The following is a 23,115-nucleotide window of genomic DNA, read 5'->3' as shown; positions in this document are numbered from 1 at the left end:
CGCTTATTTTGCGGCCGACAGCACGCCGCGGCGCATCTGGTCGAGCTCGATGCTTTCGAACAGCGCCTTGAAGTTGCCGTTGCCGAAGCCGTCGTCGCCCTTGCGCTGGATGAACTCGAAGAAGATCGGGCCGAGCTGGTTTTCGCTGAAGATCTGCAGCAGGAGCGCGTCCTTCTTGCCGTCGATCAGGATCTTGCGCTTCTGCAGCTCGGCCACGCTTTCGCCATGGCCGGGAATGCGCTTGTCGACCAGCTCGTAGTAGGTGTCGATGGTGTCGAGCAGGGTGACGCCGTTGGCGCGCAGCGCGTCGACGGTCTCGTACAGGTTGTCCGAGCCCATTGCGATGTGCTGGATGCCTTCGCCGCGGTACATGTCCAGGTACTCCTGGATCTGGCCGGCCTGCTCCTTGCCTTCTTCGTTGATGGGGATGCGGATCTTGCCGCAGGGGCTGGTCATGGCCTTGCTCTTCACGCCCGTGACCTGGCCTTCGATGTCGAAGTACTTGATCTCGCGGAAATTGAAGAGCTTCTCGTAGAAGCCGGCCCACACGTTCATGCGGCCGCGATACACGTTGTGCGTGAGGTGGTCGATGTAGGTCAGGCCGTTGCCCTTGGGCGCCAGCGCATCCTGCGAGGCTACGCCCGGCAGCGGCTCGAAGTCGACGTCGTAGAAGCCGATGTTGCCGATGTCGCCCGGCTTCGCGCCGTTCTTGCCGGGCCAGCGGTCGACCAGGTAGATCAGGCTGTCGCCGATGCCCTTGATGGCGGGAATGTTCAGTTCTCCCGGCCCGGCCTTGTCGGCAAAGCCCCATGCGCCGAGCGAGATCGCGCGTTCATAGGCCTGCTTGGCGTCCTGCACGCGGAAGGCGATGGCGCAGACGCTCGGGCCGTGTTCGCGCGCAAAGCGCTGCGCGAACGAATCGGGCTCGGCATTGACGATGAAATTGATCGTGCCCTGGCGGTACAGCAGCACGTTCTTGTGGCGGTGCCTGGCCACGGCCTTGAAGCCCATGCGCTCGAACACCTTGCCCATTGCGACCGGATCCGGCGCCGCATACTCGATGAATTCGAAGCCATCGGTTCCCATGGGGTTCTCCCAGGGCGTGAAGGGGGGCGCGTCGGCGTGGCTCATGGGAGTCTCCAGAAAGGGGGTTCGAATGAAGAAAAAAGCGAAGGGGTGGGCGAGAACGACCAGTGCTGCACTGTAGAGCGGATGCCACTCACGTTTTCAGCGTTATTGGGCGCCAAAGAGAGACGCGGCGCATTAAAACTGCGAAAATGGTGGCATGGAAGCACTCGACAAGATTGATAGGCTTATTTTGCGCACGCTGCAAGCAGACGGGCGCGCCACCTACGACCAGATCGCCGAGCAGGTCAGCCTTTCCCCGAGCGCCGTGCTCCGGCGCGTCAAGCGGCTGGAGGAGAGCGGCGTCATCGACCGCTACGTCGCGCTCGTGCGCCCCGAAGTCATCGGCCTGGGCCTGACCGCCTATCTCAACGTGCGCCTCGAAAAGCACACCGAGACCCACAAGCGCAACCCCATGGACCTGTTCCGCGCCAGCGTCCAGACCTGGCCCGAAGTGGTCGAGTGCGCGGCCCTCACCGGCGAGATGGACTACCTGCTGCGCGTGGTGGTCGCCGACATGGGGCACTACAGCCGTTTCATCATGGACACCCTGCTCAAGCACCCCAGCGTGGAGGATTGCAAGACCAGCTTCGTGCTCGACCGTGTCAAGGCCACAACAGCCGTGCCGGTTTAGTCTCCCAATGGTTGCGTGAACGACACGCTCTCTGGTATTGGTTCACAGATGTCGCCCGAAAGAACCCCTGCAGACTTGGTGTTTAAGGGAAAACCCTTATATTTGAGCCATGCTTACCGCCAAGACCCTCCTGAAGGCGTCTCTCGGCCTCGGCTCTTTCCTGAAGGCGCCGATGGTTGAGGCGCAACCGCGCGCAGCCTCTGCGCCGCAACCCGTCATGGTGCCGATCCGCTCGATCGGCCCGCGCGAGCGCGACCGCATCGCGCAGCACCTGCTGGCGCTCACGCCGCACGACCGCTACCTGCGCTTCGGCTACGCCGCGGGCGACGAGCAGGTGCAGCGCTACGTCGACGGGCTCGATTTCGAGCGCGACGAGCTCTTCGGCATCTACAACCGCCGGCTCGACCTGATCGCGATGGCCCACCTGGCGTTCGCGCCGGACGAGCAGCACAGCGACTGCGCCGAATTCGGCGTGTCGGTGGCGGCGCATGCGCGCGGCCGCGGCTATGGGGCCCGCCTGTTCGAGCGGGCCGTGGTCGTGGCGCGCAACGAAGGCGTGGGCATGCTGTTCATCCATGCGCTGAGCGAAAACGCCGCCATGCTGAAGATCGCCCGCAACGCCGGCGCCACCGTGGTGCGCAGCGGTTCGGAATCCGAAGCGCACCTGCAGCTGCCAAGCGCCACCTTCGACAGCCGCATGAGCGAAATCGCGCTCGAGCAGTACGCGGCGGTCGACTACCACCTCAAGACCCGCGCCAAGCAGTTCTGGGCCTTCCTGGCCAGCCTGCAGGAAGTGCGCAGCGGCATGCGGGACGCGCGCAGCAAGTCTGCCCCCTGAATACCTGAAAAAGCGCCTGTGGCGGCCATGCGGTAGAGCCTGTCACGCGCAATCCGGTATCCTTGTATCTCTTCAACTAAGCCTCCCGCAGTGGCCGAACCTCACCCTGAACGCGCACCCGTCGAACGGGAAGACAAGCGCGGCTTTCTCCAGAAGCTGGCCGAATTCATCCACCCCGGTCCCGACTCGCGCGACGAGCTGATCGAAACCCTCGCGGACGCCGAGGACAACGAGGTGATCGGCGCCGAGTCGCGCGTCATGCTCGAGGGCGTGCTGCGCATGGCCGACATGACGGCCGGCGACGTGATGGTCGCGGCCCCGCGCATGGACCTGGTGAACATCGACGCGCCCTTCGACGCGCTGCTGCACCTGGTCATCGACACCGCGCACTCGCGCTTCCCGGTGTACGAGGGCGAGAAGGAAAACATCATCGGCATCCTGCTCGCGAAGGACCTGCTCAAGCTGCAGCGCGCGCCGGGGCTCAACATCCGCGCGCTGCTGCGGCCCGCCACCTTCGTTCCCGAGAGCAAGGGCCTGAACGACCTGCTGCGCGAGTTCCGCGGCAATCGCAACCACCTGGCCATCGTGATCGACGAGTTCGGCCGCGTGGCCGGCCTCATCACCATCGAGGACGTGCTCGAGCAGATCGTCGGCGAGATCGAGGACGAGTTCGACATCGCCGAGGACGAGGGCGACATCTTCGGCCTGGCCGACCACACCTACCGCGTCTCGGGCGACACGCCCATCGAGCGCGTGGCCGAGGCCTTCGGCATCGTCTTCGACGAAGAGCAGCTGAGCGAAGACTTCGACACCATCGGCGGGCTCATCGCGCACGAGATGGGCCACGTGCCCAAGCGCGGCGAGCACCACGCCATCGGCGGCTTCGACTTCGTGGTGCTGCACACCAAGGGCGGGGCCGTGCGCTGGTTCAAGGTGTCTCCGGCCCGCGGCAGCGACGCGGCCGACTGATGCCGCTGCCGGCAGCGGCCACGCTCCGCACGTCTCCCGCCTTTTCCGCCATGGGCCTGCTGCGCCTGCTGGGCTTTGCCTTCGCGGGCCTCGCGCAGGCCGCGGCCATTGCCTGGCCCGCGAACGGCCGGCCGCTGTGGTGGCTGCAGCTCGTCTCGCTGGCGGTGCTCGTCGGCCTGCTGGACTGGCTGCGCGCCGAGGGCGCGGGCTGGCGCCGCGCCGGGCTGCATGGCTGGCTCTTCTCGACCGCCTGGCTCACCGGCAGCTTCTGGTGGCTCTTCATTTCGATGCACACCTACGGCGGGCTGGCGGCGCCGCTCGCGGCCATTGCGGTGCTGCTGCTGGCGGCCGCGCTCGGGCTGTACTACGCGGCGGCCTGCGCCTGGTTCGTCGTTCGCGGGCCGCGAGGGCCGGTGGCCGGCGCGCTGGTGTTCGCCGCGCTGTGGACGCTGGCCGAACTCGTGCGCGGCAGCTGGTTCACCGGCTTTCCCTGGGGCGCTGGCGGCTATGCGCACGTCGAGGGGCCGCTGGCGGCCTGGGCGCCGTGGATCGGCGTGTACGGCATCGGCGCGGTGGCCGCGCTGGTGGCCGCGCTGGTGGCGCTGACCCGGCCCGCGCCCAGCATCGCACTCGCGCAGGTCCTGGTACTTGTCGCCGCTGCATTCGCCGCGCCGCATCTCGCGGCACCGCTGTCCGGCGACGCGCAGGGCGCCAGGGGTTCGAGCGGCAAGCTGCAGCTCGCACTGCTGCAGGGCAACATCCCGCAGGACGAGAAATTCATTCCCGGCGGCGGCATCGACCTGGCGCTGCGCTGGTATGGAGAACAGCTGCGCGATGCCAAGGCCTCGCTCGTGGTGACGCCCGAGACCGCGCTGCCGCTGCTGCCGCAGCAACTGCCCGCGGGCTATCTGGAGGCGATCCAGGCGCGCTACAGCCAGGGTACGCAGGCTGCCATCGTCGGCCTGCCGCTGGGCGGCCAGGGCACCTACAGCAACGCGGTGCTGGGCTTCCAGCCCGGTGCGGCGCAGCCCTACCGCTACAGCAAGCACCACCTGGTTCCGTTCGGCGAATTCATTCCGCCGGGCTTTCGCTGGTTCATCCGCATGATGAACATCCCGCTCGGCGACTTCGCGCGCGGCGGCCTGGCGCAGGCGCCCTTTGCCTGGCAGGGCCAGCGCATCGCGCCGAACATCTGCTACGAAGACCTGTTCGGCGACGAGATCGGCGCCAACTTCAAGGACGAGGCCACGGCGCCGACCATCCTGCTCAACGTGAGCAACATCGCGTGGTTCGGCAACTCGGTGGCGATCGACCAGCACCTGGCCATCTCACGCATGCGCTCGCTCGAATTCGCGCGGCCGATGGTGCGCGCCACCAACACCGGCGCCACGGTGGTCATCGATGCCGAAGGCCGCGTCACGCACCAGCTGCCGCGGCTCACGCGCGGCGTGCTCGAAGCGACAGTCGAAGGCCGCACGGGGCTCACGCCCTTTGCGCGCTGGGTGGCGCCGTTCGGGCTCTGGCCGATCTGGATTGCGGCGATCGCCATCGTGGCCATCGCCTTCGTGCTGCGCCGCCGCCAGGGCTGACCCGGCGGCGCCACGTGATCGTCAGGCTGCCGCCGGCACGGGCCTGACGGGCCAGTCGCGCAGCTTGCCCGGGTTCAGCAGGCCCATCGGGTCGAAGCGCTTCTTCATCTCGATGACCTCGGGCGGCAGCGGCCCGCCCGCCTTGCCGTCCTCCACGATGTTCACGTGCGGATTGTTGATGTGCACGCCGTGCGCGCGGTGAATGCCGATGATCTCGGCGAGCCGCTCCTCGGTGCTGAAGCGCACCAGCTGCAGCCCGCTGCAGGTCATGAGCCCCGCCACGTTGCGGATGAACTCGGCATGCATCATCACCTCGCCGCCGAGCAGCTGCTCCATCTCGATGATCTGCTCGACGTGCCGGCCCGGCACGAAGCCGCTCTGCAGGTAGGTGAGCGTCGGATCGACCTTGAGCGCGTGCAGCGTGGTGTGGTTCCAGGTGAATTCCATCAGCGTGCGGTTGCTCTTGTGCACCTCGGCCGCGGTCCTGCGGTAGCTCACGGTGCCCCCGTGCGCCTCGGCCAGCTGCAGCATGGCCGGCTCGCAGGATTCGGCCACCAGCGACAGCACCGCGTGGCAGCCCTTGGGCAGGTGCGCTGCGAGCTGCGCCAGGTGGTCCGGGATTGGCGCGGCGAAGAAGGCGATTTCCCGCTTCACGATGCCGGGCGCATTCGCGAGCTTGTCGGCGAAGTGCAGCGCGTCGGCAAAATTGCCGAAGGTCACCAGCGTCTCGAGCCAGGGATGCGCCGGCGCCAGTGCGATTTCCAGCTCCAGCACCAGCCCGTTGGTGCCCCAGAGGTGGTGCATGCGCATGGCCTCGGCACCGCGCAGCTCGATCATCTGCGGCTCGGGCTCGATGGTCATCGCGCGGATGCCCAGCACGTTGCCGGGCGCGCCCAGCGGCCCGTAGTTGATGGAGCCCACGCCGCCGAAGCCGCCGCCGAACAGGCCGCCGAGCGTGGCGCTGCGGTAGGTGGAGGGCATGCTGCGCATCTCTTGGCCGGAGGGCCGGGTCTGCTTCTCGAGCTCGCCCAGGCGAATGCCGGCCTGTGCGCGGGCCACGCCGGGCTGCACCCACAGGAAGGCGTTGTAGCCGGTCATGTCGAGCACCACGCCGCCCGCGAGCGGCGTGGTCTGGCCGTAGTTGCCGGTGCCGCTGCCGCGCAGCGTGATCGGTACGCCGCGGCGCGCGCAGGCGCCGACCACGGCGCGGATCTCGTCCTCGGTGCGCGGACGCACGGCCACGTCGGCGCGCTTGTCCTTCAACTGCCGGTTCAGCACCGGGCTGAACCACGAGAAGTCCTGCGACAGGCGCGTGACGCGGCCCTCGTCGGTGATCCAGTCGAGGCCGGGCAGTTCGAGCCGCAGCTCTTCGATGGCGGAAATGGAAGCGGTCATGGTCAAGGGTTCAATCCTGGGAAAGTTCGCTCGCGTGCCACGAGCCCAGCGCCAGCTTGGTGAGCCAGGCCATCAGCACGAAGAGCGCGACGCCGGTCAGCGAGATCAAGAGCAGGGCCGCGAACATGCGCGGAATGTTCAGCTGGAAGCCGGCCTGGAGGATCTGGTAGGCCAGGCCCGCGCCGGAGCCGCCCGTGCCGGCCACGAACTCGGCGACCACCGCGCCGATCAGCGCCAGGCCGCTCGAGATGCGCAGCCCGCCAAAGAAGTACGGCAGCGCGCTCGGGATGCGCAGCCGCACCAGCTGCTGCCAGCGCGTCGCGCGGTTGAGCTTGAAGTAGCTCTGCAGGTCGGGGTCGATGCTGCGCAGGCCGAGCGTGGTGTTGCTGATGATCGGGAACAGCGCCACCAGCGCGGCGCACACCGTCATCGCCGCCACCGGGTTCTTCACCCAGATGATGATGAGCGGCGCCACCGCCACGATGGGCGTCACCTGCAGCAGCACCGCATACGGAAAGAGCGCGGTCTCGATGCGCTTGCTCTGCACGAACAGGAACGAGATCAGCACCCCGGCCACGGTGGCCAGCAGGAACGACAGCAGCGTGATCTTGAGCGTGACCAGCAGCGCATTGCCGAGCGGCGCCCAGTCGGTCACGAGCGTCTGCACCATGAGGAAGGGCGAGGGCACCAGGTAGGGCGGCAGCTCCATCGCCACCACCATCCATTGCCACAGCGCGACCAGCACCACGCCGATGAGCACGGGATAGAGCACGCGCTGCACGCGCGGCTGGCTCAGCAGGGGCGGGCCTTTCATCGCGCGTGCTCCTCGTCGGCCTGGCTCGCGCGCAGCAGGCTGTCCTGCAGGCGCCTGGCGTGGCGCGCGAATTCCGGCGTCACCATGAAGTCGGGTGTGCGCGGGTAGGGCTCGTCGATGTGGAACTGCTCCACCACGCGGCCCGGCCGCGCGGCCATCATCACCACGCGGGTCGACAGGAACACCGCCTCGTGGATCGAGTGCGTCACGAAGATCACCGTGAGTTTCTTCTTGCGCCAGAGGTCGAGCAGGTCGGCGTCGAGCTTGTGGCGCGTGATCTCGTCGAGCGCGCCGAAGGGCTCGTCCATCAGCAGCAGGTCGGGCTGCGTGACCAGGCCGCGCGCGATCGACACGCGCATCTGCATGCCGCCCGAGAGCGCGCGCGGCAGTGCATCGGCAAACTTCTCGAGCCCCACCAGTGCGAGCGATTCCATCACCCGCGCGTCGGCCTCCTTGCGCGGCACGCCGGCCAGGTCGAGCGGCAGCCGCACGTTGGTGCGCACACTGGCCCACGGCATCAGCGTGGCCGACTGGAACACGAAGGACAGCTTGTGCGGGCAGCTGTGAATCTCCGCCACCGGCTTGCGCCACACGAGCAGCCGCCCGTCGCTCGGCTCGAGCATGCCCGCCACCATCTTGAGCAGCGTGCTCTTGCCGCAGCCCGAAGGCCCGAGCAGCGTGACGAATTCGCCTTCGGCGATCGACAGGTCCACCGGCAGCAGCGCCTGCGTGCCGTTGGGATAGGTCTTCTCGGCCGAGAGCACTTCCACCGCGGGCACGGCAGGCGCCGCGGGCGGCGCGAGGGTATGGGGCTCGATGCGGTTCATGGGTGGAAAGCTCAGGGCAGGACCTTGGCGTCTTTCACGAACTCGGTGGTGTAGGTCTTGGCCAGTTCCACCTTCGCCGGGTCGAGCAGCTTGGCGGCGACGAGGAAGTCGTAGCTCGCCTTGGAACGCGCATCGGTGATCACGCCGATGCCGAGCCTGGCCGCGTCGCCGCCGGTGACCATGCCCATCTCCTTGAGCTTGGCCACGCTGTAGGCCAGCTGGTCGTCGGTCATGTTGGGGTTGTCCTTCTTGATCAGTGCATTGGCGGGCGCCGGATCGGCGAGGTAGCTCTTCCAGCCCTCGGCCGAGGCCTTCACGAAGGCTTCCACCTGCTTGCTGCGGTCCTTCACGGTCTTTTCCATGCACGAGACGGTAGTGGCGTAGGCCGGGAAGCCGTGGTCGCTGAACATCAGCACGGTGCTCTTCACGCCGGCCTTCTGGATCGCATAGGGCTCCGAGGTCAGGTAGCCCTGCTGCGCGGTGTTCTTGTCGGCCACGAAGGGCTGGATGTTGAAGGTGTAGGGGCGCGTCTGTTCGTCCTTCAGGCCGAACTTGGCCTTGAGCCACGGCCAGTAGCCGCGGTTGGCCTGCGCGCCGATCAGCAGCGTCTTGCCCTTGAGGTCCTCGAACTTCTTGACGTCGTCGTGCGCGATCAGCACCTGCGGATCCTTCTGGAAGAAGGCCGCCACGTTGACCACCGGCACGCCGCCTTCGCGCACCTGCATCATCTGGATGTCGCTCGAACCCATGATGCAGTCGGCCTGGCCGGCGGCCATCATCTGCGTGATGTTGACCTGCGGGCCGCCCATCTTGATGGTCACGTCGAGGCCGTGCTTCTTGTAGATGCCCTGAGCCACCGCCTGGTAGAAGCCGCCGTGCTCGGCCTGCGCATACCAGTTGGTCATGTAGGTGAACTTGTCTTGCGCCTGGGCCGGTGCGGCAGCGGCGAACAGTGCGAGCGCGGCGGCGCCGGCCATGGAAAGAGCGAAGGAGCGCATGATGGGAACCTCTCGAAGGCTGGTGATGGAACGGTTGGAAAAAAGGCAATGAACCGGATGCAAGTAGCGCGCCTCAGGCGGCTTCGAAGGACTGCTGGATGAAGCCCTGCTGGTGGCCGCGCTCCCAGGTGGCTTCCTCGCGCACCACCCAGCGCAGCGCATGCAGCTCGGTCAGCGCCTGCACCCAGCTGTCGGACAGCGTGTCCAGGATCTCCTGGCCCTGTTCGCGCGTGGCGCTGGTCGGGTCGCCGATCACGCCGCTCGGGCCGAAGTCGCGCGCGGTCCAGGCGCAGGCCGGACGGCCGTCGGCCGACAGCAGCTTGATCGGGAACGGCGGCGGAAAGTTGGCGGCGGCGCGCTCCATGTGCACGGTGTCGGGCGCCAGCGCGAGCATCAGCGCGGTCTCGGAATGGCCGGCGTGCATCGACAGGCGCCTTTCCTGCTCGCTGATCTGCCTGCTCGATGCGTTCGGCAGGCGCGACACGCCATGCGGCACCACCACGAAGTCGCCATGGCGCAGCCGCAGTTCGCGCGCCGCCATCTCCAGCACCTGCGGCTGGCCGCCGTGGCCGTTGGCGAACAGCAGCTTGCGGAAGCCCGCGCGGTAGACCGACTCGCCGATCTCGGTCACGGTCGACAAGAGCGTGGTGCCGGTCAGCGTCATGGTGCCGGGAAAGTGCAGGTGCTCTTCCGACTTGCCGTAGGTGATGGTGGGCAGCGCGAAGGCGCGCACCTCGGCCGGCAGCTTCTCGAGCGCCTTGCCCATCACGCCCGAGGCGATCACGCTGTCGACCGAGCACGGCAGGTGCGGGCCGTGCTGCTCGATGGCGCCGCAGGGCAGCACGATGACGGTGTTCTCGCGGTCGGGCAGCGCGGCAATTTCGGTCCAGCTCAGGTAGGGCAGGAAGCGGTGGGGCGGGATGTAGCCGTGGAGCATGGTTGTCCTTGTTCGTCAGCGGGGAAGGAAGGGCGCCGCATCGCCATGCGTGACGCGGCCCTCGCGCAGCACCACGCGGGTGGCGCTGCGCGAGGGCCAGCCATGGCGGTCGGCTTGCGTGAACAGCACGAGGTCGGCCTTGGCGCCGGCCAGCGTGGGCGCCGCCCGGGCGGGGGCGCGCTGCAGCCAGTCGCCGCGGCACAGCGCCTGCGACCAGTCGTCGAAGGGATCGTCGAGCTGCGCCACCAGCGCGGCCGTGCCGAGCGCCTCGACCGGGTCGAAGCTGCCGAGGCGGCAGAACGGGTCTTGCACGTTGTCGCTCGCGAACAGCAGCGGAATGCCGCGCTCGCGCGCTTCCTTCACCAGCGTGAGGCCGCGCAGGCGCGGCGTGCGGCCCGTCACCGCGTCCTGCAGCAGCAGGTTGGTGGCGGGCAGCGAGACGATGGTGATCGGCGCACGAGCGACGGCATCGAGCGTGGCGAAGGCCTGGGCTTCGGGCTGCGCGGCCAGCGCGCAGACGTGGCCGCAGACCACGCGGCCTTCGAAGCCGATCTCGCGCAGGATGCGGGCGGCGGTCTGCAAGCCGATCGCCGCGGAATTCAGTTCTTCGTCGACGTGCAGGTCGACGTCGAGATCGCAGGCCTGCGCCGCCACCAGCAGGTTGCGCAGCGCGTTCTCGCTCCAGTTGGTGGAATGCACGAAGCCGCCGAGCAGCGCATGCGGCCCCGTGGCCTTCACCTGCCTGGCGAGCCGCAGGGCCTGCGCAGCGTCCTCGAACAGCGGCAGCTTGATGAGGCTGACCTGCTCCAGCCGCACCCTGCCGGCCCATTCCTGCGCGAGCTCGGCCATCACGGGCCAGGCCAGCGGGACCGTATCGGGCTCCCACCAGTCGACATGCGTGCGCAGCTGCGTCGTGCCGCATTCCCAGGCCCACTGCAGGCCGCGCGCGGCGCGCTCGCGCACGTCGCCAGGGCTCCAGTGCACGCGGTCGGCCAGCATCGCGTCGATGGCGCCGAGCAGGCCGGGCTGCACCTTTTTCATGCGCGGCAGCGTGAAGGCCTTGTCCAGGTGCGTGTGGGCGTCGACGAAGCCCGGCAGCACGAGCGTGCCGGCCAGGTTCCACGCTTCGGGATGGCGCTCGTCCTGGCCGGAAGCGGGCCGCACCGACTGCACGCGGCCGGCCTCGAGCGCGATGCGCGCCAGCACCGGCGCGCCGTCGTGCTCGGGCCAGCCGGCCGGCAGCAGCCAGCGCGGCAGGCGCGCATTGCCGAGCAGCGCGGGCGCCTTCATGCGAAGCGCGCCATCGCGGCGCCGACCCGTGCCATGAAGCGCTTGAGCTGGGGCTCGGTCGCCACGTTCATGTGGTAGTGGGCGTGGTAGTCCACGCGGGCGCGGCGGCCCGTGAGCCGCAGCATGTAGCGCGTGACGATCTTGCGCGGCGGGTCGCCCATGTACCAGGCCATCCAGCGCGGGCGCCCGTAGGTGACCACGGCGCTGATGCGCCTGATGTGCGTGAGCATCGGCTTCACGTTGGCCGGATCGCTGATGTCGAAGGCCACGCCGGGCATGAAGAGCCGGTCGAAGTAGCCCTTGAGCATCGCGGGCAGGCCGAAGCACCAGGTCGGAAAGCAGAACACGATGCCCTCGGCCCACTGCAGCCGCTCCACATAGGGCTTGAGCGGCAACTGGTTGCCCGGCACCTCGTGGTAGCCGAGCCGCTCCTCGCGCGAGAGCACCGGGTTGAAGCCCTCGGCGTACAGGTCGCAGTCGTCCACCTCGTGTCCGGCCGCGCGCAGGTTCTTCAGCACCTCCTGGTGCAGGGCGGCGTGGAAGCTGGTTTCGACCGGATGGCAGTAGACGACGAGCACGCGCATGAATTTGACCGCTTAATCAGAGCAAGTGGTCAGGTTATGCAAGCGACGTGCCAGTCCGGATGCACCGGACTGGGGAGGCGGGCGCTGTCCCGCGGCTTTTGCGGCTACGCGGCCTTGCGCGGCCAGAGCCGCACCGCCAGCGCGGCGGCGGCCGTGCCGGTGGCCAGCCCGGTCACGCCGGCCCAGCCCCATTGCGCGAGCGCCAGCGCTCCCAGCGCCGAGCCGGCCGCCATGCCGATGAACATGCTGGTGAACAGCACCGCGTTGAGACGGCTGCGTGCACCGGGCTCGATGCCGTAGACGATGGTCTGGTGCGCGATCAGCGCCGCCTGCATGCCCAGGTCGAAGCCGACCGCGGCGAGCGCCAGCAGCCAGAGCTGTGCATGCGGCGGCATCAGCGGCGCCAGGCCCATGGCCGCGAACGACGCCACCACCAGCCCGGCGCCCAGGCGCGTCACCAGCTCCGGCCCGCGGCGGTCGGCCAGCCGTCCGGCCAGCGGCGCCGCCAGTGCGCCTGCCGCGCCGGCCAGGCCGAAGGCGCCGGCTGCCGCGCTGCCCAGGTGGAAGGGCGCGCCGTGCAGCATCACGGCCAGTGTCGACCAGAAGGCGCTGAACCCCACCGCCAGCAGCGCCTGGGCCAGCGCCGCGCGGCGCAGCGTGCCGTGGCGCGACCACAGCGTGCCCAGCGAGCCCAGCAGCGCACCGTAGGCCAGGTGCGTGGTGGGCCGGAAGCGCGGCAGCCCGCGCCAGGCGGCCGCGCCGATGAGCGCGATGCTGGCCGCAGCGGCAATGAACATCGCGCGCCAGCCGAAGTGCTCGGCCACGAAGCCGCTCACCACGCGCGACAGCAGGATGCCCAGCAGCAGCCCCGTCATCACGGTGCCCACGGTCTTGCCGCGCGTGGCCTCGGGTGCCAGCGTGGCGGCGGCGGGCACGATGTCCTGCGCCATCGTGGCCGCCAGGCCGATGGCCAGGCTGGCCGCGAGCAGCACGCCGATCGACGGCGCGGCGCCAGCCACCAGCAGTGCGGCGCACAGCGCGGCCGCCTTGGCCAGCACGATGCGGCGCCGGTCGAAGCGGTCGCCCAGCGGCGCCAGCAGCAGGATGCCGAGCGCATAGCCCAGCTGCGTGAGCGTGGGAATGAAACCGACGGACCGGGGGGAGGCGCCGATGTCGGCGCCCAGCACGCCAAGCATCGGCTGGGCGTAGTAGAGCGACGCCACCGACAGGCCCGCGCCCGTGGCCAGAAGCAGGACCAGCGAGGCCGGCAGGCCGCGCCCCTCCGGCGCGGCACCCGTCGCTGCATGCACATTTTGAATGGAAGACATGGTGTTAACCCTTGAATATCGAGCGAGGATTGAAATGTGCACCTGAGATGCTTGGCTTGGTAGTCCCGCAGATCGCACAATGCCCATACGCTTCACGCATAAAAAAGGTCATGCCGACTCCCTCCCCCGCCGCCGACCGCATCGAGCTGATGCAGACCTTCGTCCATATCGTCGAGGCCGGCAGCCTCTCGGCCGCCGCGCTCCAGATGGGTGCGACGCAGCCCACCGTGAGCCGCCGCCTGCAGGCGCTGGAGCGCTCGCTGGGCGTGCGGCTGCTGCGCCGGTCCACGCACGCCATGAAGCTCACCGAGGACGGCGAGCGCTGCTACGAGCGCGCCCGGGAGCTGATCGCCGACTGGCACGCCTTCGAGGCCGATTTGCGCGGCGTGGGCGACGAGCCCGAGGGCACGCTGCGCGTGGTGGCCCCGCATGCGCTGGGCCAGTTGCTGCTGGTCGGTCCGCTGGCCGACTACCTTCGTGCCTACCCGCGGGTGGCCGTCGAATGGCTGCTGAACGATCGCCGGCCCGACTTCATCGCCGAAGGCGTCGACTGCGCGATCCAGGTCGGCGAGCTGACCGACACCATGGCGGTGGCGATCAAGCTCTCGGAAGTGCCGCGCGTGGTGGTCGCCGCGCCCTCGGTGCTGGCCGGGCGGGCGCCGCCCGCGCATGCGTCGGCGCTGGCCGAACTGCCGTGGCTCGCGCTGCGCACCTTCTATCGCAGCGAGGTGGTGCTCACGCACCGGCCGACCGGCGAGATCGCCCGGGTGCCGATTCGCCCGCGCATGAGCACCGACAGCCTCTATGCGCTGCAAAGCGCGGCGCGCATGGGCCTGGGCGCCTGCGTGGGCTCGGCATGGCTTGTGAACGAGGACATTGCCGCCGGCCGGCTGGTGCAGCTCGTGCCGCAGTGGCATGTGGCGCCGTTGCCGGTGTACCTGATCTATCCGCCGTCGCGCTTCCAGCCCGCGCGGCTGCGCCGCTTCATCGAGACCATGCGGCTCGCGCTGGCCGACCCGGCGGGCCGCGCCTGGGAGGCGGGCGCGTCCTGAACGCGGCCGCGTGCGGCCTCAGCCGGCCCGCCGCGCCGCATGCGCGGCATCGGCGAACCACGACAGGAAGTGCAGCAGCCAGCTCGTCGCTTCGTCCAGGAAGCGCGACGTGAGCCGCACCTGCGCGCGCCCCGCGTCATGCGCCAGGTGGCCCGCCTCCGTCGCCTCCTTCAGCATGCCGCGCACGTGCGAGTGCGACAGGCCCAGTCCCTCGGCGAGTTCGCGTGCGCGCAGCGGGAAGGCCGCCGGGGGCGAGCCTGCCACCGGGTTGGCCTTGAAATGGTCGCGCAGCAGCAGCATCGCGACCCGGCCGCCGCCGTCGCGCTCGTCGAACCAGCTCCAGCCGCCGAAGCGGCCGCGGTGCAGCGCCACCTGGTCCAGGATGGTGCCGGCGCGGCTCACGAAGGCCGAGAAAAAGGCGGCATCCTCCATGAGCCTGTCGGCATGGCCGGCGCCCAGCCAGCCGAGCGCCTCGCAGCAGCGCAGGTGGTGGGCGATCCAGGCGCGCAGGCCGGCAATCAGCCGCTCCTGCGGCACCAGGTACCGCACGCGGCGGTCGCCGGGATCGGCCTCGGCCGCCACCATGCCCGTGAGCCGCAGCACGGCGACGAAGCTGGCCAGCGTGCGCGTGCCGCGGCTCGCGTGGCGCTGCAGCAGCGCCAGCGTGGGGCGCTCGGCGCCTTCTTCCTTCCAGCGGTAGTGCTGCACCACGATCCGGCCCGCGGCGTGCGACTGCATGGCGCGGCCGAAGATCTTGTTGATGAGCCGCTCCCCCCAGTGCATGCGCACGATCGCGTCGCAATACAGCGCCACGGCCTGGGCGCGGGCCTCGTAGGAGATCGGAAGCGCCAGATCTGGCGGCGGCAGGAAATCCATGCAATGTTTGGACTTTGTTGTTTTCGATACAGAGCGTAACAATTCGTGCGCCAGTGCGAAAGCCCCGGCACTTCCTGCCGGGTGACCCGGCGAACTCGACAACCACCAAGAACGGAGTTCCCCATGTGTGATTGCCTACCTTCCGCCGCAGTGCCGGCAACCTCGCGCCGCCGGCTGCTGAGCGGCGCGGCCGCTTTCGCCGCCCTGGCGTCCGGCGCCGATGCGTTCGCGGCCGACACGCCGCTGCCCGACAACCGCATCGGCGGCGATGCCGCGCTCCAGCGGCTGGTGCAGGGCAATCTGCGCTATGCGCAGGGCCGGCAGACGCAGCGCGATTTCAGCGTGGGCCGCGTGGCACGCACTTCGGGCCAGAAGCCGTTCGCCGCGATCCTTGCCTGCGCGGATTCGCGCGTGGCGCCGGAACTGGCCTTCGACCAGGGCCCGGGCGATCTCTTCGTGGTGCGGCTGGCCGGCAACTTCGTCAACGACGATGCCATTGCCAGCATGGAATACGCGGCCAAGTTCCTCGACGTGCCGCTCATCATGGTGCTCGGCCACAGCAACTGCGGCGCCATCTCGGCCACCATCAAGGTGCTGCAGGAGAACGCCGTGCTGCCGGGGCACCTGCCCGGGCTGGTCGCGTCGATCCGGCCGGCCGTGGAGGCCGCGTCGCGCCGCAGGCCTGCCTCGCTGCTGGAGGCGGCCACAGAGCAGAACGTGCGGCAGAGCGTGGCGCGCCTGTCCACGTCGGCGCCCATCCTCGGGGGCATGGCTTCCAGCGGCGCGGTCAAGGTCGTCGGTGGGATCTATGACCTGGCGACGGGCCGGGTGAGCATGGTCTGATCGTCGCTGCGTCCGGCCCATCCGAGGCAGGGTGCCCAGGCGCGGTCAGCTGCTGCCGTCTTCGATTTCCTTGCCGTCGGGCGATACGCACAGCGGCCCGGTGCAGTTCAGCGACCTGAAGAAGATCGGTGAATCGGGAAGCCCGAAGTAGCGCAGCCCGATCGCGGTCTGGCTGTTCGCCTGCACCGCGTTGGCCTCCTGGATGTCGAAGACAGGGTCGGGGTTCTCGAGGAATTCGTACTCGAAGCTGCTCGACTGCATCGTGTCCTTGAGATAGAAGATGAAGTCCTTGCCGTCCTCCATGAAGCGCGACTTCAGCAGGCGATAGCCCGTGGCGCCCTGCGCGCGGATCTGCGCCTTGACGTCTTCGGCGGTCCCGCCAACCACGCTCAGCGGACTGACGAGCGCCTTCAGGTCGTAGCGGGCTGCGCTGCCCTGGTCCTTGATGAAGAACTGCTGCGTCAGGCCCCTGAGCACCGGCGTCGCCCAGGGCCTGAAGCCGTTGGCGCCCTGCGCATTCGCCAGGTTCACGAAATCGGCGGAGGTGGGGGGAATGTCGGCCGCCGCGTAGTCGTAGGTGGCCGACGATCCGGCGTCCTTGCGGTAGAGCACGGCGAACTCGGCGTTGTCGCTCGCGCTCAGGCCGATCATCCCGAGGATCTTGACGTACACCATGCCCTTCGCGCCCTGCTCCTTCATCTGCTGCAGCAGGCGCGGCAATCCGTCGCTCGACAGGATGTCGACTTCGAAGCGCTTGTATTCGTAGGTGTAGGTCGTCTCGATGTCCTTGACCATCATGAACTGGTCCTGCAGCGTGACGATGGTGCCGCCGGTCACGCCGTCGAGGTAGCGATAGCCTGCGGCACCTTCGCGATTGAGCAGCGCGATGTAGTCGTCGTAACGCTTCTCGGCCGTCTCGGTGTCCGGGTTCCTGTCCTGCTGGAAGCTCAGGAACTTGTAGTGCGCACTGATCGGGGAGGGATTCGGGTTGGGGTTGGGGTTGGGGTTGGGATTGGGGGCCGGATTCGGGTTCGGGTTCGGGCCGGGATCGGGTTGCTGGCCGGGCGGAATTCCGCCGATCGGCAGCCCGCTGTAGCCGCCACCACCGCCGCCGCCGCCGCCGCCGCAGGCCATCAGCAACGCCGTCGCGGCCATTGTCAAAAGCAACTTCGTCTTCATGTTCTCCCGCCTCCTTTGTACGGGCTCGCCGCGACGGACCAGCCCGGCGGCGAGCGTGCGAAGTTACGGCCGCCGCCGCGGGCGAACCAGTGTCGAAAGTCACGAAGCGGCAGGGCCGGGCGTGCTGCGGATGCAGGCAGCCGGACGGAAGAGAACTTAAGTCTTGATGCCGCAGCCGCCCAGCACGAAAGCCACGAGCTCGCGCGCAATCGGCTCGCGGTCGATCGGCGCATCGGGCGGCAGGCCGAGCATCACGCGCGTCTGGATCGCGTAGTCGGCGTAGCTCTGGGTCATGGCCCAGATGTGCATCAGCAGCAGGCGCGCATCGAGCGGGCGCATCTGCCCGCGCGCGATCCAGCCGTTGATGATGTCGACCTTCTTCTGCGTCCAGGCCCGCGCGTTGGGCCAGTAGCGGTCGAGGTTGCGGCCGCCGTCGAGCACTTCGCGCGTGAAGATGCGCGAGATCTCGGGGTTGTCGAAGGCGTGGTCGAGTTTCTTGCGGATGTAGTCGCCCAGCACGGTCGCCGGGTCGCTGGCGTCCTCGAACGAGAACACCACCTTCCAGGCATGCAGCACCTGCATCAGCAGCTCTTCGTAGAGCTCTTCCTTGCCGGCGATGTAGTAGTGCAGCTGGGGCTTGGTGAGGCCGGCGCGCGCGGCAATGGCCTGGGTGGAGGTGCCTTTGAGGCCATGCAGGCTGAACTCGGCGACGGCCGCGGTGCGGATCGCCGCCATGATGCGCTCGCGCCCCGGCCGCGCACGCGACAGCGGGCCGTCGGGGGCGGGCATTTCCTGGGCGGTACTCGGGGACAGGGCGGCGGGATCGGCGTTCATGGCATGGCGGATGTGCGGCGGTGCGCCCGGCGATGGTAATCCTTGGCGCATGGCCGCATGCCATGCCGGCATGGAAGCGCAGGGCATGCGGGCACGGTTCATGTATCTTCTCGCCGCTTCCAGAAATTCATCCAAGACAAGGAGTTCCCTTCATGTACCTTTCCCCCCGTTTCCGCGCCTTCGCGGCCGGTGCCGCGCTGCTCGCGGCCAGCGCCCTGGCGCAAGCCCAGCAGGCACTGCCCAATGTGGTGATCCTGGCCACCGGCGGCACCATTGCGGGCGCCGGCGCCTCGGCCGTCAACAGCGCCACCTACGCAGCCGCCAAGGTCGGCGTCGAGAAGCTGATCGCCGGCCTGCCCGAACTCTCCAAGATCGCCAACGTGCGCGGCGAGCAGGTGTTCCAGGTCGCTTCCGAAAGCCTCACCAACGACAACCTGCTGACGCTCGCCAAGCGCGTCTCGGCGCTGTCCAAGCAGGCGGACGTGGACGGCATCGTCATCACCCACGGCACCGACACGCTGGAAGAAACCGCCTTCTTCCTCACGCTCACCGTGCACACCAGCAAGCCGATCATCGTGGTCGGCTCGATGCGCCCGGGCACGGCCCTGTCGGCCGACGGCGCGCTCAACCTGTACGACGCGGTGAGCGTGGCCGGCAGCAAGGACGCGGCAGGCAAGGGCGTGCTGGTGACGATGAACGACAACATCGACAGCGGCCGCGACGTGAGCAAGAACGTCAACATCAAGACCAGCGCCTTCTCGAGCCAGTGGGGCCCGCTCGGTATGGTGGTCGAGGGCAAGAACTACTGGTTCCGCGCACCGGTGAAGCGCCACACCATGAACTCGGAGTTCGACATCGATGCAATCAATGCGCTGCCGCCGGTGGAGATCGCGATGGGCTACGAGGGCGTCTCGTCCATTGCCATCGACGCGTTCGCCAAGAGCGGCGTGAAGGCGATCATCCATGGCGGCACGGGCAACGGCTCGGTGGCCAACCGCATCGTGCCCAACCTGCAGAAGGCGCGCAGCGACGGCGTGATCGTGATCCGCAGTTCGCGCGTGGCCGACGGCTTCGTGATCCGCAACGCCGAGCAGCCCGACGACAAGTACGACTGGGTGGTGGCGCACGACCTGCGTCCGCAGAAGGCGCGCATCCTGGCGATGGTGGCGCTGACCAAGACCTCCGACACGAAAGAACTCCAACGCATCTTCTGGGAGTATTGACCTCCCCCTAGCGCGCGGCGCGCCGCTTGCGGTGCCGCGCGTATTCGAGGCTGCCCACGCACACGAGCAGCCAGGCCAGGCCGGTCAGCAGGCCGGCCGCCACGTCGCTTGCGAAATGCACCTGCAAGAACACGCGGCTGCTCGCGATGGTGACGATGGCGGCGGCGGCCGCCATGGCCGTCGGCACATGCCAGCGCGCCGGCAACAGGCGCAGCGCCAGATACAGCAGCATGCCGTAGCTCACGATCGCGCCCGCGCTGTGGCCGCTCGGGAAGCTGAAGCTCGTCTCCAGCGCCAGCCCATGGTCGTGCAGCGGCCGCGCGCGCGCGAAGATGCGCTTGAGCGCCGGGTTCAGCAGCACGATGCCTCCGAGCGCCATGACCCAGCCCAGCGCCAGGCCATGGTGTGCGCGGCGCCACAGCAGCAGGGCCACCACGAAGCACACCGGCGCCAGCAGTTCGGCGTCGCCCAGGTGCGTGAGCCAGCTGAAAGCCACGAGCGCTGCCCACGGCACGTGGTCGCCGACCGCATCGGCCAGTGCCTGGTCGGCCAGGCCCAGCAGGCGCCCGTCGCCGAGCTTCGATGCGAGATACGCCACCAGGCTGGCCGCCCCGAGGATCGAGAGGAAGCCGATGGCCAGCCCGGCGGCCAGCCGCGGTTCGTCGGGCTCTTCGCTCGACGATCTCCTGATGCGCCGCCGCTTCAGCGCCCGGCAGGCCATGCCGGCGCCGAGCACCGAGACAGCAAGAACGCCTGCGAACCAGGCGAGCGAATGTTCGCCCAGCTGGCGGGCGAGAAGAACGAGGGCAGGGGCTTCCATCGGCATGCGGCGCACCCTAAGCGGCCACCGCGGCGCTGGCAAGCGGAAGCCGCAAAACCTTGGCGCACACGAAGGCCTTGTCGGCGGCCGAATGGTCCCAGCGCTCGGCCTGGCACACGCGGCCATCTTCCGGCGCGCCCAGGCGCAGCACGTTCACCGAATTGGGATGGCCCGCGCGCACGCGCGACGACACGGCCGTGCCGGCCTGCACAGCCCATGCGGTGCGCGGGCAGCCGGCGTACGCACCGTGCAGCGAGCGCACGAACGGCAGGTGGATGTGGCCGCCCAGGATCAGGTCGGCGCCGGCCGCGCACCAGCGCGCGACGGCGGCTTCGCGCCCGTGCAGCCGGTTCGGCATGTCTTCCTGCCGCGTCACCATCACCGGCTGGTGCGTGACCACCACGCGCAATTGCGAAGGCAAGGCGCCCGCCAGCCGCGCCGCCACCCGCTCGATCTGCGCCGGCGAGACCTCGCCGTCCGCATGCCGGTACCAGCGCGTGGTGTTGACCGCCGCCACCAGCCAGTCGGCGGATTCGAACACCGGTTCCAGGTCGGTGCCGAAGGCGCCGGCGTAGCGCTCGTAAGGCGAGAACAGGCGCGCCCCCAGCTGGAACAGCGGAATGTCGTGGTTCCCCGGAATGGCCACCACGGCCGGTGCGGCCAGCCGGTCGACGAAGGCGCGCGCGGCCGCGAACTGCTTGCGCGTGGCGCGCTGCGTGATGTCGCCCGAGAGCACCACCACCTGCGGCGCCAGGGCCCGCGCGAGCCGCTCGAGCGCCGCCATGACATCGGGCTGCTCGGTGCCGAAATGCGTATCGGAGATCTGCAGCAGGCAGCTCATTGCTTCGCGGCCTCCAGTTCGGGCGCGACGTCGGGCCGCACCAGCCACAGCGGTTCGGGCGAGACCCGGAACAGCAGCGGCATCTCGGCCCAGGCGATCTCGCCGTCGGTGGCCACCTTCACGCGGCGCGGCGGGTGCAGGCGGCCGGCCTTCACCGTCATCGACTCGAACGGAAAGCTCAGCACCTCGTCGGCGTTCCCCAGCCGGCCGAGCGCGCCGCGCACCAGCAGGCCGGGCATGGCAAGCACGCTCGTCGGCTTCAAGGTGATGGCGGCCAGCTGGCCATTCTCGGGCGCATCGGCATGCGCGATGCCCACCTGCAGCAGCTGCAGCGGGTTGTTGCCCACGAAAAGCGTCGTCGTGCGGATGTCGCGCTCCACCCCGTGCGAGGCGATGCGCAGGTTCCAGTGCCGGTGGCCGCGCATCACGGTGAGCAGGCCGGCGAAGAACGCGACCCAGCGGCTGCGGCCGTAGCGCACCTTGTAGCTTTCGCGCTCCTCCAGCAGTTCGGCATACAGGCCCATGCTGGCATTCACCAGGAACAGGCGGTCATTGACCAGCCCCACCTGCACCGGCCGCGGCTGCTCGGCCAGCAGCACCTGGAGCGCCTGCGCCGTATCGCGCGGAATGCCGTGCACGCGGCTGAAATAGTTGAAGGTGCCCTGTGGCAGCACGCCGAAGGCCAGCCCGCTGCCGAGCGTGGCCCGCGCCACCGTGTTGATGGTGCCGTCGCCACCCGCCGCAACCACCACCCCGCCCACGGCGCGGGCGCGTTCGACCGCCTCGCGCGCGAGCGCCTGCACCGTTGCGCGTTCGTCCACCAGGAAGATGCGCAGCCTGCGGCCGGCCGCGGCGCAGCCCTGCTCGATGATTTCGCGGGTTTCGGCGGCGTCCGCGCTGCCGGAGCCGGCGTTGAGAACGATAAACAAGGGAGAGCTCGGACCGAGGGGAGACGGCTGCATGTCGATGGAAACCGGAAAAAGGAGGGGAAGAGCCCCATGGGCTGCGAAAGTTCGGTCGCGAGGGGGCAGGAAGCCTCGGAAAAGCGCGGTGCGCGCCCCCGCCCCGTGGTTGTCGCACGGCCGGCCGGTCCGCGCAGGCGGCCGGCATCCCGGCTTGCTGTGGGAGAGCGGCCCTCCGCCCGTAAAATCGTCTGCTTTCGCGGTGCTTCATCGCGCTACCGTCCAATGCCCGGTCACGCCGGCCTGCTTCATGTTGACCTTCCAGCAAATCATTCTCAAACTGCAGTCGTACTGGGCCGACAAGGGCTGTGCGCTGCTGCAACCCTACGACATGGAAGTGGGCGCGGGCACCTCGCACACCGCCACCTTCCTGCGCGCGCTCGGCCCTGAGCCCTGGAAGGCCGCCTACGTGCAGCCCAGCCGCCGCCCCAAGGACGGCCGCTACGGCGAGAACCCCAACCGCCTGCAGCACTACTACCAGTACCAGGTGGTGCTCAAGCCCGCGCCCAGCAACATCCTGGAGCTGTACCTCGGCAGCCTCGAGGCGCTGGGCTTCGACCTGAAAAAGAACGACATCCGCTTCGTCGAAGACGACTGGGAGAACCCCACGCTCGGCGCCTGGGGCCTGGGCTGGGAGGTCTGGCTCAACGGCATGGAGGTGACGCAGTTCACCTATTTCCAGCAGGTCGGCGGCATCGACTGCAAGCCCATCACCGGCGAGATCACCTACGGCCTGGAGCGCCTGGCCATGTACCTGCAGGGCGTGGACAACGTCTACAACCTCACGTGGACCGAGGGCCTGAGCTATGGCGACGTCTACAAGCAGAACGAGGTCGAGCAGTCGACCTACAACTTCGAGCACAGCGATGCCGAGTTCCTGTTCACCGCCTTCGCGGCGCACGAGAAACAGGCCAGGCACCTCATGACCGAGCAGCTCGCGCTGCCGGCCTACGAGCAGGTGCTCAAGGCCGCGCACAGCTTCAACCTGCTCGACGCGCGCGGCGCCATCAGCGTGACCGAGCGCGCGGCCTACATCGGCCGCATCCGCAACCTCGCGCGCAGCGTGGCGCAGAGCTACTACGAGAGCCGCGAGCGGCTCGGTTTCCCGATGGCGCCTCGCGAGTGGGTTGCACAAATCACGAAGAAGGCGGCCTGAG

At 68.8% G+C, this 23,115-nt stretch carries 23 protein-coding genes; 8 read left to right on the top strand and 15 right to left on the bottom strand.

Annotated elements, in window-relative coordinates:
• Positions 1-3: 3 nt before the first annotated feature.
• Positions 4-1,131 carry a 4-hydroxyphenylpyruvate dioxygenase gene (hppD, locus tag EJO66_RS10460; protein ID WP_125965238.1) on the bottom strand — a complete coding sequence of 376 codons (1,128 nt, stop codon included), beginning with the start codon at positions 1,129-1,131 and terminating at the stop codon, positions 4-6.
• 154 nt (positions 1,132-1,285) lie between these two features.
• Here hppD and EJO66_RS10455 point away from each other — a divergent pair, with 154 nt between their 5' ends.
• The 4 genes from EJO66_RS10455 to lnt all read left to right on the top strand — a co-directional run bounded on the left by EJO66_RS10455 (position 1,286) and on the right by lnt (position 5,155).
• Entirely contained in the window at positions 1,286-1,759 is a 474-nt protein-coding gene (locus tag EJO66_RS10455; protein WP_015867526.1) for an Lrp/AsnC family transcriptional regulator, read from the top strand.
• A 109-nt stretch (positions 1,760-1,868) separates the two neighbouring features.
• Positions 1,869-2,597, top strand: coding sequence for a GNAT family N-acetyltransferase (locus tag EJO66_RS10450; protein WP_124958811.1), 729 nt, complete (start codon positions 1,869-1,871; stop codon positions 2,595-2,597).
• Positions 2,598-2,687: 90 nt separating this feature from the next.
• Positions 2,688-3,566 (top strand): HlyC/CorC family transporter, encoded by an 879-nt coding sequence (locus EJO66_RS10445; RefSeq protein ID WP_021012634.1) that lies wholly within the window; start codon positions 2,688-2,690, stop codon positions 3,564-3,566.
• Entirely contained in the window at positions 3,566-5,155 is a 1,590-nt protein-coding gene (gene lnt, locus EJO66_RS10440) for an apolipoprotein N-acyltransferase (protein ID WP_125965237.1), read from the top strand. The genes EJO66_RS10445 and lnt overlap by 1 nt, the downstream gene beginning before the upstream one ends.
• 21 nt (positions 5,156-5,176) lie before the next feature.
• On the opposite strand, the gene EJO66_RS10435 is transcribed toward lnt, so the two are convergent.
• From EJO66_RS10435 to EJO66_RS10400, 8 genes are all read right to left on the bottom strand, one after another.
• Positions 5,177-6,550 (bottom strand): FAD-binding oxidoreductase, encoded by a 1,374-nt coding sequence (locus EJO66_RS10435; protein WP_125965236.1) that lies wholly within the window; start codon positions 6,548-6,550, stop codon positions 5,177-5,179.
• A 10-nt stretch (positions 6,551-6,560) separates the two neighbouring features.
• On the bottom strand, positions 6,561-7,364 hold the full coding sequence (locus tag EJO66_RS10430; protein WP_124958808.1) for an ABC transporter permease: 804 nt from the start codon (positions 7,362-7,364) through the stop codon (positions 6,561-6,563).
• Positions 7,361-8,191 (bottom strand): ABC transporter ATP-binding protein, encoded by an 831-nt coding sequence (locus EJO66_RS10425; RefSeq protein WP_015867520.1) that lies wholly within the window; start codon positions 8,189-8,191, stop codon positions 7,361-7,363. Before EJO66_RS10425 ends, EJO66_RS10430 begins: the two co-directional genes overlap by 4 nt.
• Before the next feature lie 11 nt (positions 8,192-8,202).
• A complete protein-coding gene (locus tag EJO66_RS10420; protein ID WP_124958806.1) occupies positions 8,203-9,189 on the bottom strand; it encodes an ABC transporter substrate-binding protein in 987 nt (328 codons plus the stop codon).
• A gap of 73 nt (positions 9,190-9,262) precedes the next feature.
• Positions 9,263-10,126 (bottom strand): creatininase family protein, encoded by an 864-nt coding sequence (locus EJO66_RS10415; protein ID WP_125965235.1) that lies wholly within the window; start codon positions 10,124-10,126, stop codon positions 9,263-9,265.
• Positions 10,127-10,141: 15 nt separating this feature from the next.
• A complete protein-coding gene (locus EJO66_RS10410) occupies positions 10,142-11,416 on the bottom strand; it encodes an amidohydrolase family protein (RefSeq protein WP_125965234.1) in 1,275 nt (424 codons plus the stop codon).
• The gene (locus EJO66_RS10405) at positions 11,413-12,000 is read right to left on the bottom strand and encodes an NAD(P)H-dependent oxidoreductase (protein ID WP_124958803.1); all 588 of its coding nucleotides are present in this window, start codon (positions 11,998-12,000) and stop codon (positions 11,413-11,415) included. Before EJO66_RS10405 ends, EJO66_RS10410 begins: the two co-directional genes overlap by 4 nt.
• Positions 12,001-12,104: 104 nt before the next feature.
• A complete protein-coding gene (locus EJO66_RS10400) occupies positions 12,105-13,328 on the bottom strand; it encodes an MFS transporter (RefSeq protein ID WP_125965233.1) in 1,224 nt (407 codons plus the stop codon).
• Between the two features lie 110 nt (positions 13,329-13,438).
• On the opposite strand from EJO66_RS10400, the gene EJO66_RS10395 reads away from it, so the two are divergent.
• Positions 13,439-14,380: a LysR family transcriptional regulator gene (locus EJO66_RS10395; RefSeq protein WP_124958801.1), complete on the top strand. Its 942-nt coding sequence runs from the start codon at positions 13,439-13,441 to the stop codon at positions 14,378-14,380.
• Between the two features lie 18 nt (positions 14,381-14,398).
• Here the strand turns inward: EJO66_RS10395 and EJO66_RS10390 are convergent, their stop codons facing one another.
• Complete coding sequence (locus tag EJO66_RS10390) at positions 14,399-15,256, bottom strand: hypothetical protein (protein ID WP_125965232.1); 858 nt, start codon at positions 15,254-15,256, stop codon at positions 14,399-14,401.
• A gap of 123 nt (positions 15,257-15,379) precedes the next feature.
• Between EJO66_RS10390 and EJO66_RS10385 the strand changes: the two genes are divergently transcribed.
• On the top strand, positions 15,380-16,099 hold the full coding sequence (locus EJO66_RS10385) for a carbonic anhydrase (protein ID WP_124958799.1): 720 nt from the start codon (positions 15,380-15,382) through the stop codon (positions 16,097-16,099).
• A 45-nt stretch (positions 16,100-16,144) separates the two neighbouring features.
• Here EJO66_RS10385 and EJO66_RS10380 read toward each other — a convergent pair whose 3' ends face one another.
• Together EJO66_RS10380 and EJO66_RS10375 are read right to left on the bottom strand one after the other, a co-directional pair.
• Positions 16,145-17,278 (bottom strand): hypothetical protein, encoded by a 1,134-nt coding sequence (locus EJO66_RS10380; protein ID WP_125965231.1) that lies wholly within the window; start codon positions 17,276-17,278, stop codon positions 16,145-16,147.
• A 156-nt stretch (positions 17,279-17,434) separates the two neighbouring features.
• The gene (locus tag EJO66_RS10375; protein ID WP_185738310.1) at positions 17,435-18,112 is read right to left on the bottom strand and encodes a TetR family transcriptional regulator C-terminal domain-containing protein; all 678 of its coding nucleotides are present in this window, start codon (positions 18,110-18,112) and stop codon (positions 17,435-17,437) included.
• A gap of 152 nt (positions 18,113-18,264) precedes the next feature.
• Between EJO66_RS10375 and EJO66_RS10370 the strand changes: the two genes are divergently transcribed.
• Positions 18,265-19,335 carry an asparaginase gene (locus EJO66_RS10370; protein WP_124958797.1) on the top strand — a complete coding sequence of 357 codons (1,071 nt, stop codon included), beginning with the start codon at positions 18,265-18,267 and terminating at the stop codon, positions 19,333-19,335.
• Between the two features lie 7 nt (positions 19,336-19,342).
• Here EJO66_RS10370 and EJO66_RS10365 read toward each other — a convergent pair whose 3' ends face one another.
• Genes EJO66_RS10365 through EJO66_RS10355 form a run of 3 tightly spaced genes read right to left on the bottom strand, consistent with a single transcriptional unit; the run spans position 19,343 to position 21,958 of the window.
• The gene (locus EJO66_RS10365; protein WP_125965230.1) at positions 19,343-20,161 is read right to left on the bottom strand and encodes a phosphatase PAP2 family protein; all 819 of its coding nucleotides are present in this window, start codon (positions 20,159-20,161) and stop codon (positions 19,343-19,345) included.
• A 10-nt stretch (positions 20,162-20,171) separates the two neighbouring features.
• Positions 20,172-20,996, bottom strand: coding sequence for a metallophosphoesterase family protein (locus EJO66_RS10360; RefSeq protein ID WP_124958795.1), 825 nt, complete (start codon positions 20,994-20,996; stop codon positions 20,172-20,174).
• A complete protein-coding gene (locus tag EJO66_RS10355; protein WP_124958794.1) occupies positions 20,993-21,958 on the bottom strand; it encodes a diacylglycerol/lipid kinase family protein in 966 nt (321 codons plus the stop codon). Before EJO66_RS10355 ends, EJO66_RS10360 begins: the two co-directional genes overlap by 4 nt.
• 250 nt (positions 21,959-22,208) lie before the next feature.
• On the opposite strand from EJO66_RS10355, the gene glyQ reads away from it, so the two are divergent.
• Complete coding sequence (gene glyQ / locus EJO66_RS10350) at positions 22,209-23,114, top strand: glycine--tRNA ligase subunit alpha (protein WP_021012613.1); 906 nt, start codon at positions 22,209-22,211, stop codon at positions 23,112-23,114.
• Position 23,115 lies beyond the last annotated feature (1 nt).

The organism is Variovorax beijingensis, from assembly GCF_003951285.1.
GTDB classification, from domain to species: domain Bacteria; phylum Pseudomonadota; class Gammaproteobacteria; order Burkholderiales; family Burkholderiaceae_C; genus Variovorax; species Variovorax beijingensis.
This window is presented reverse-complemented; position numbering and strand designations above follow the sequence as displayed.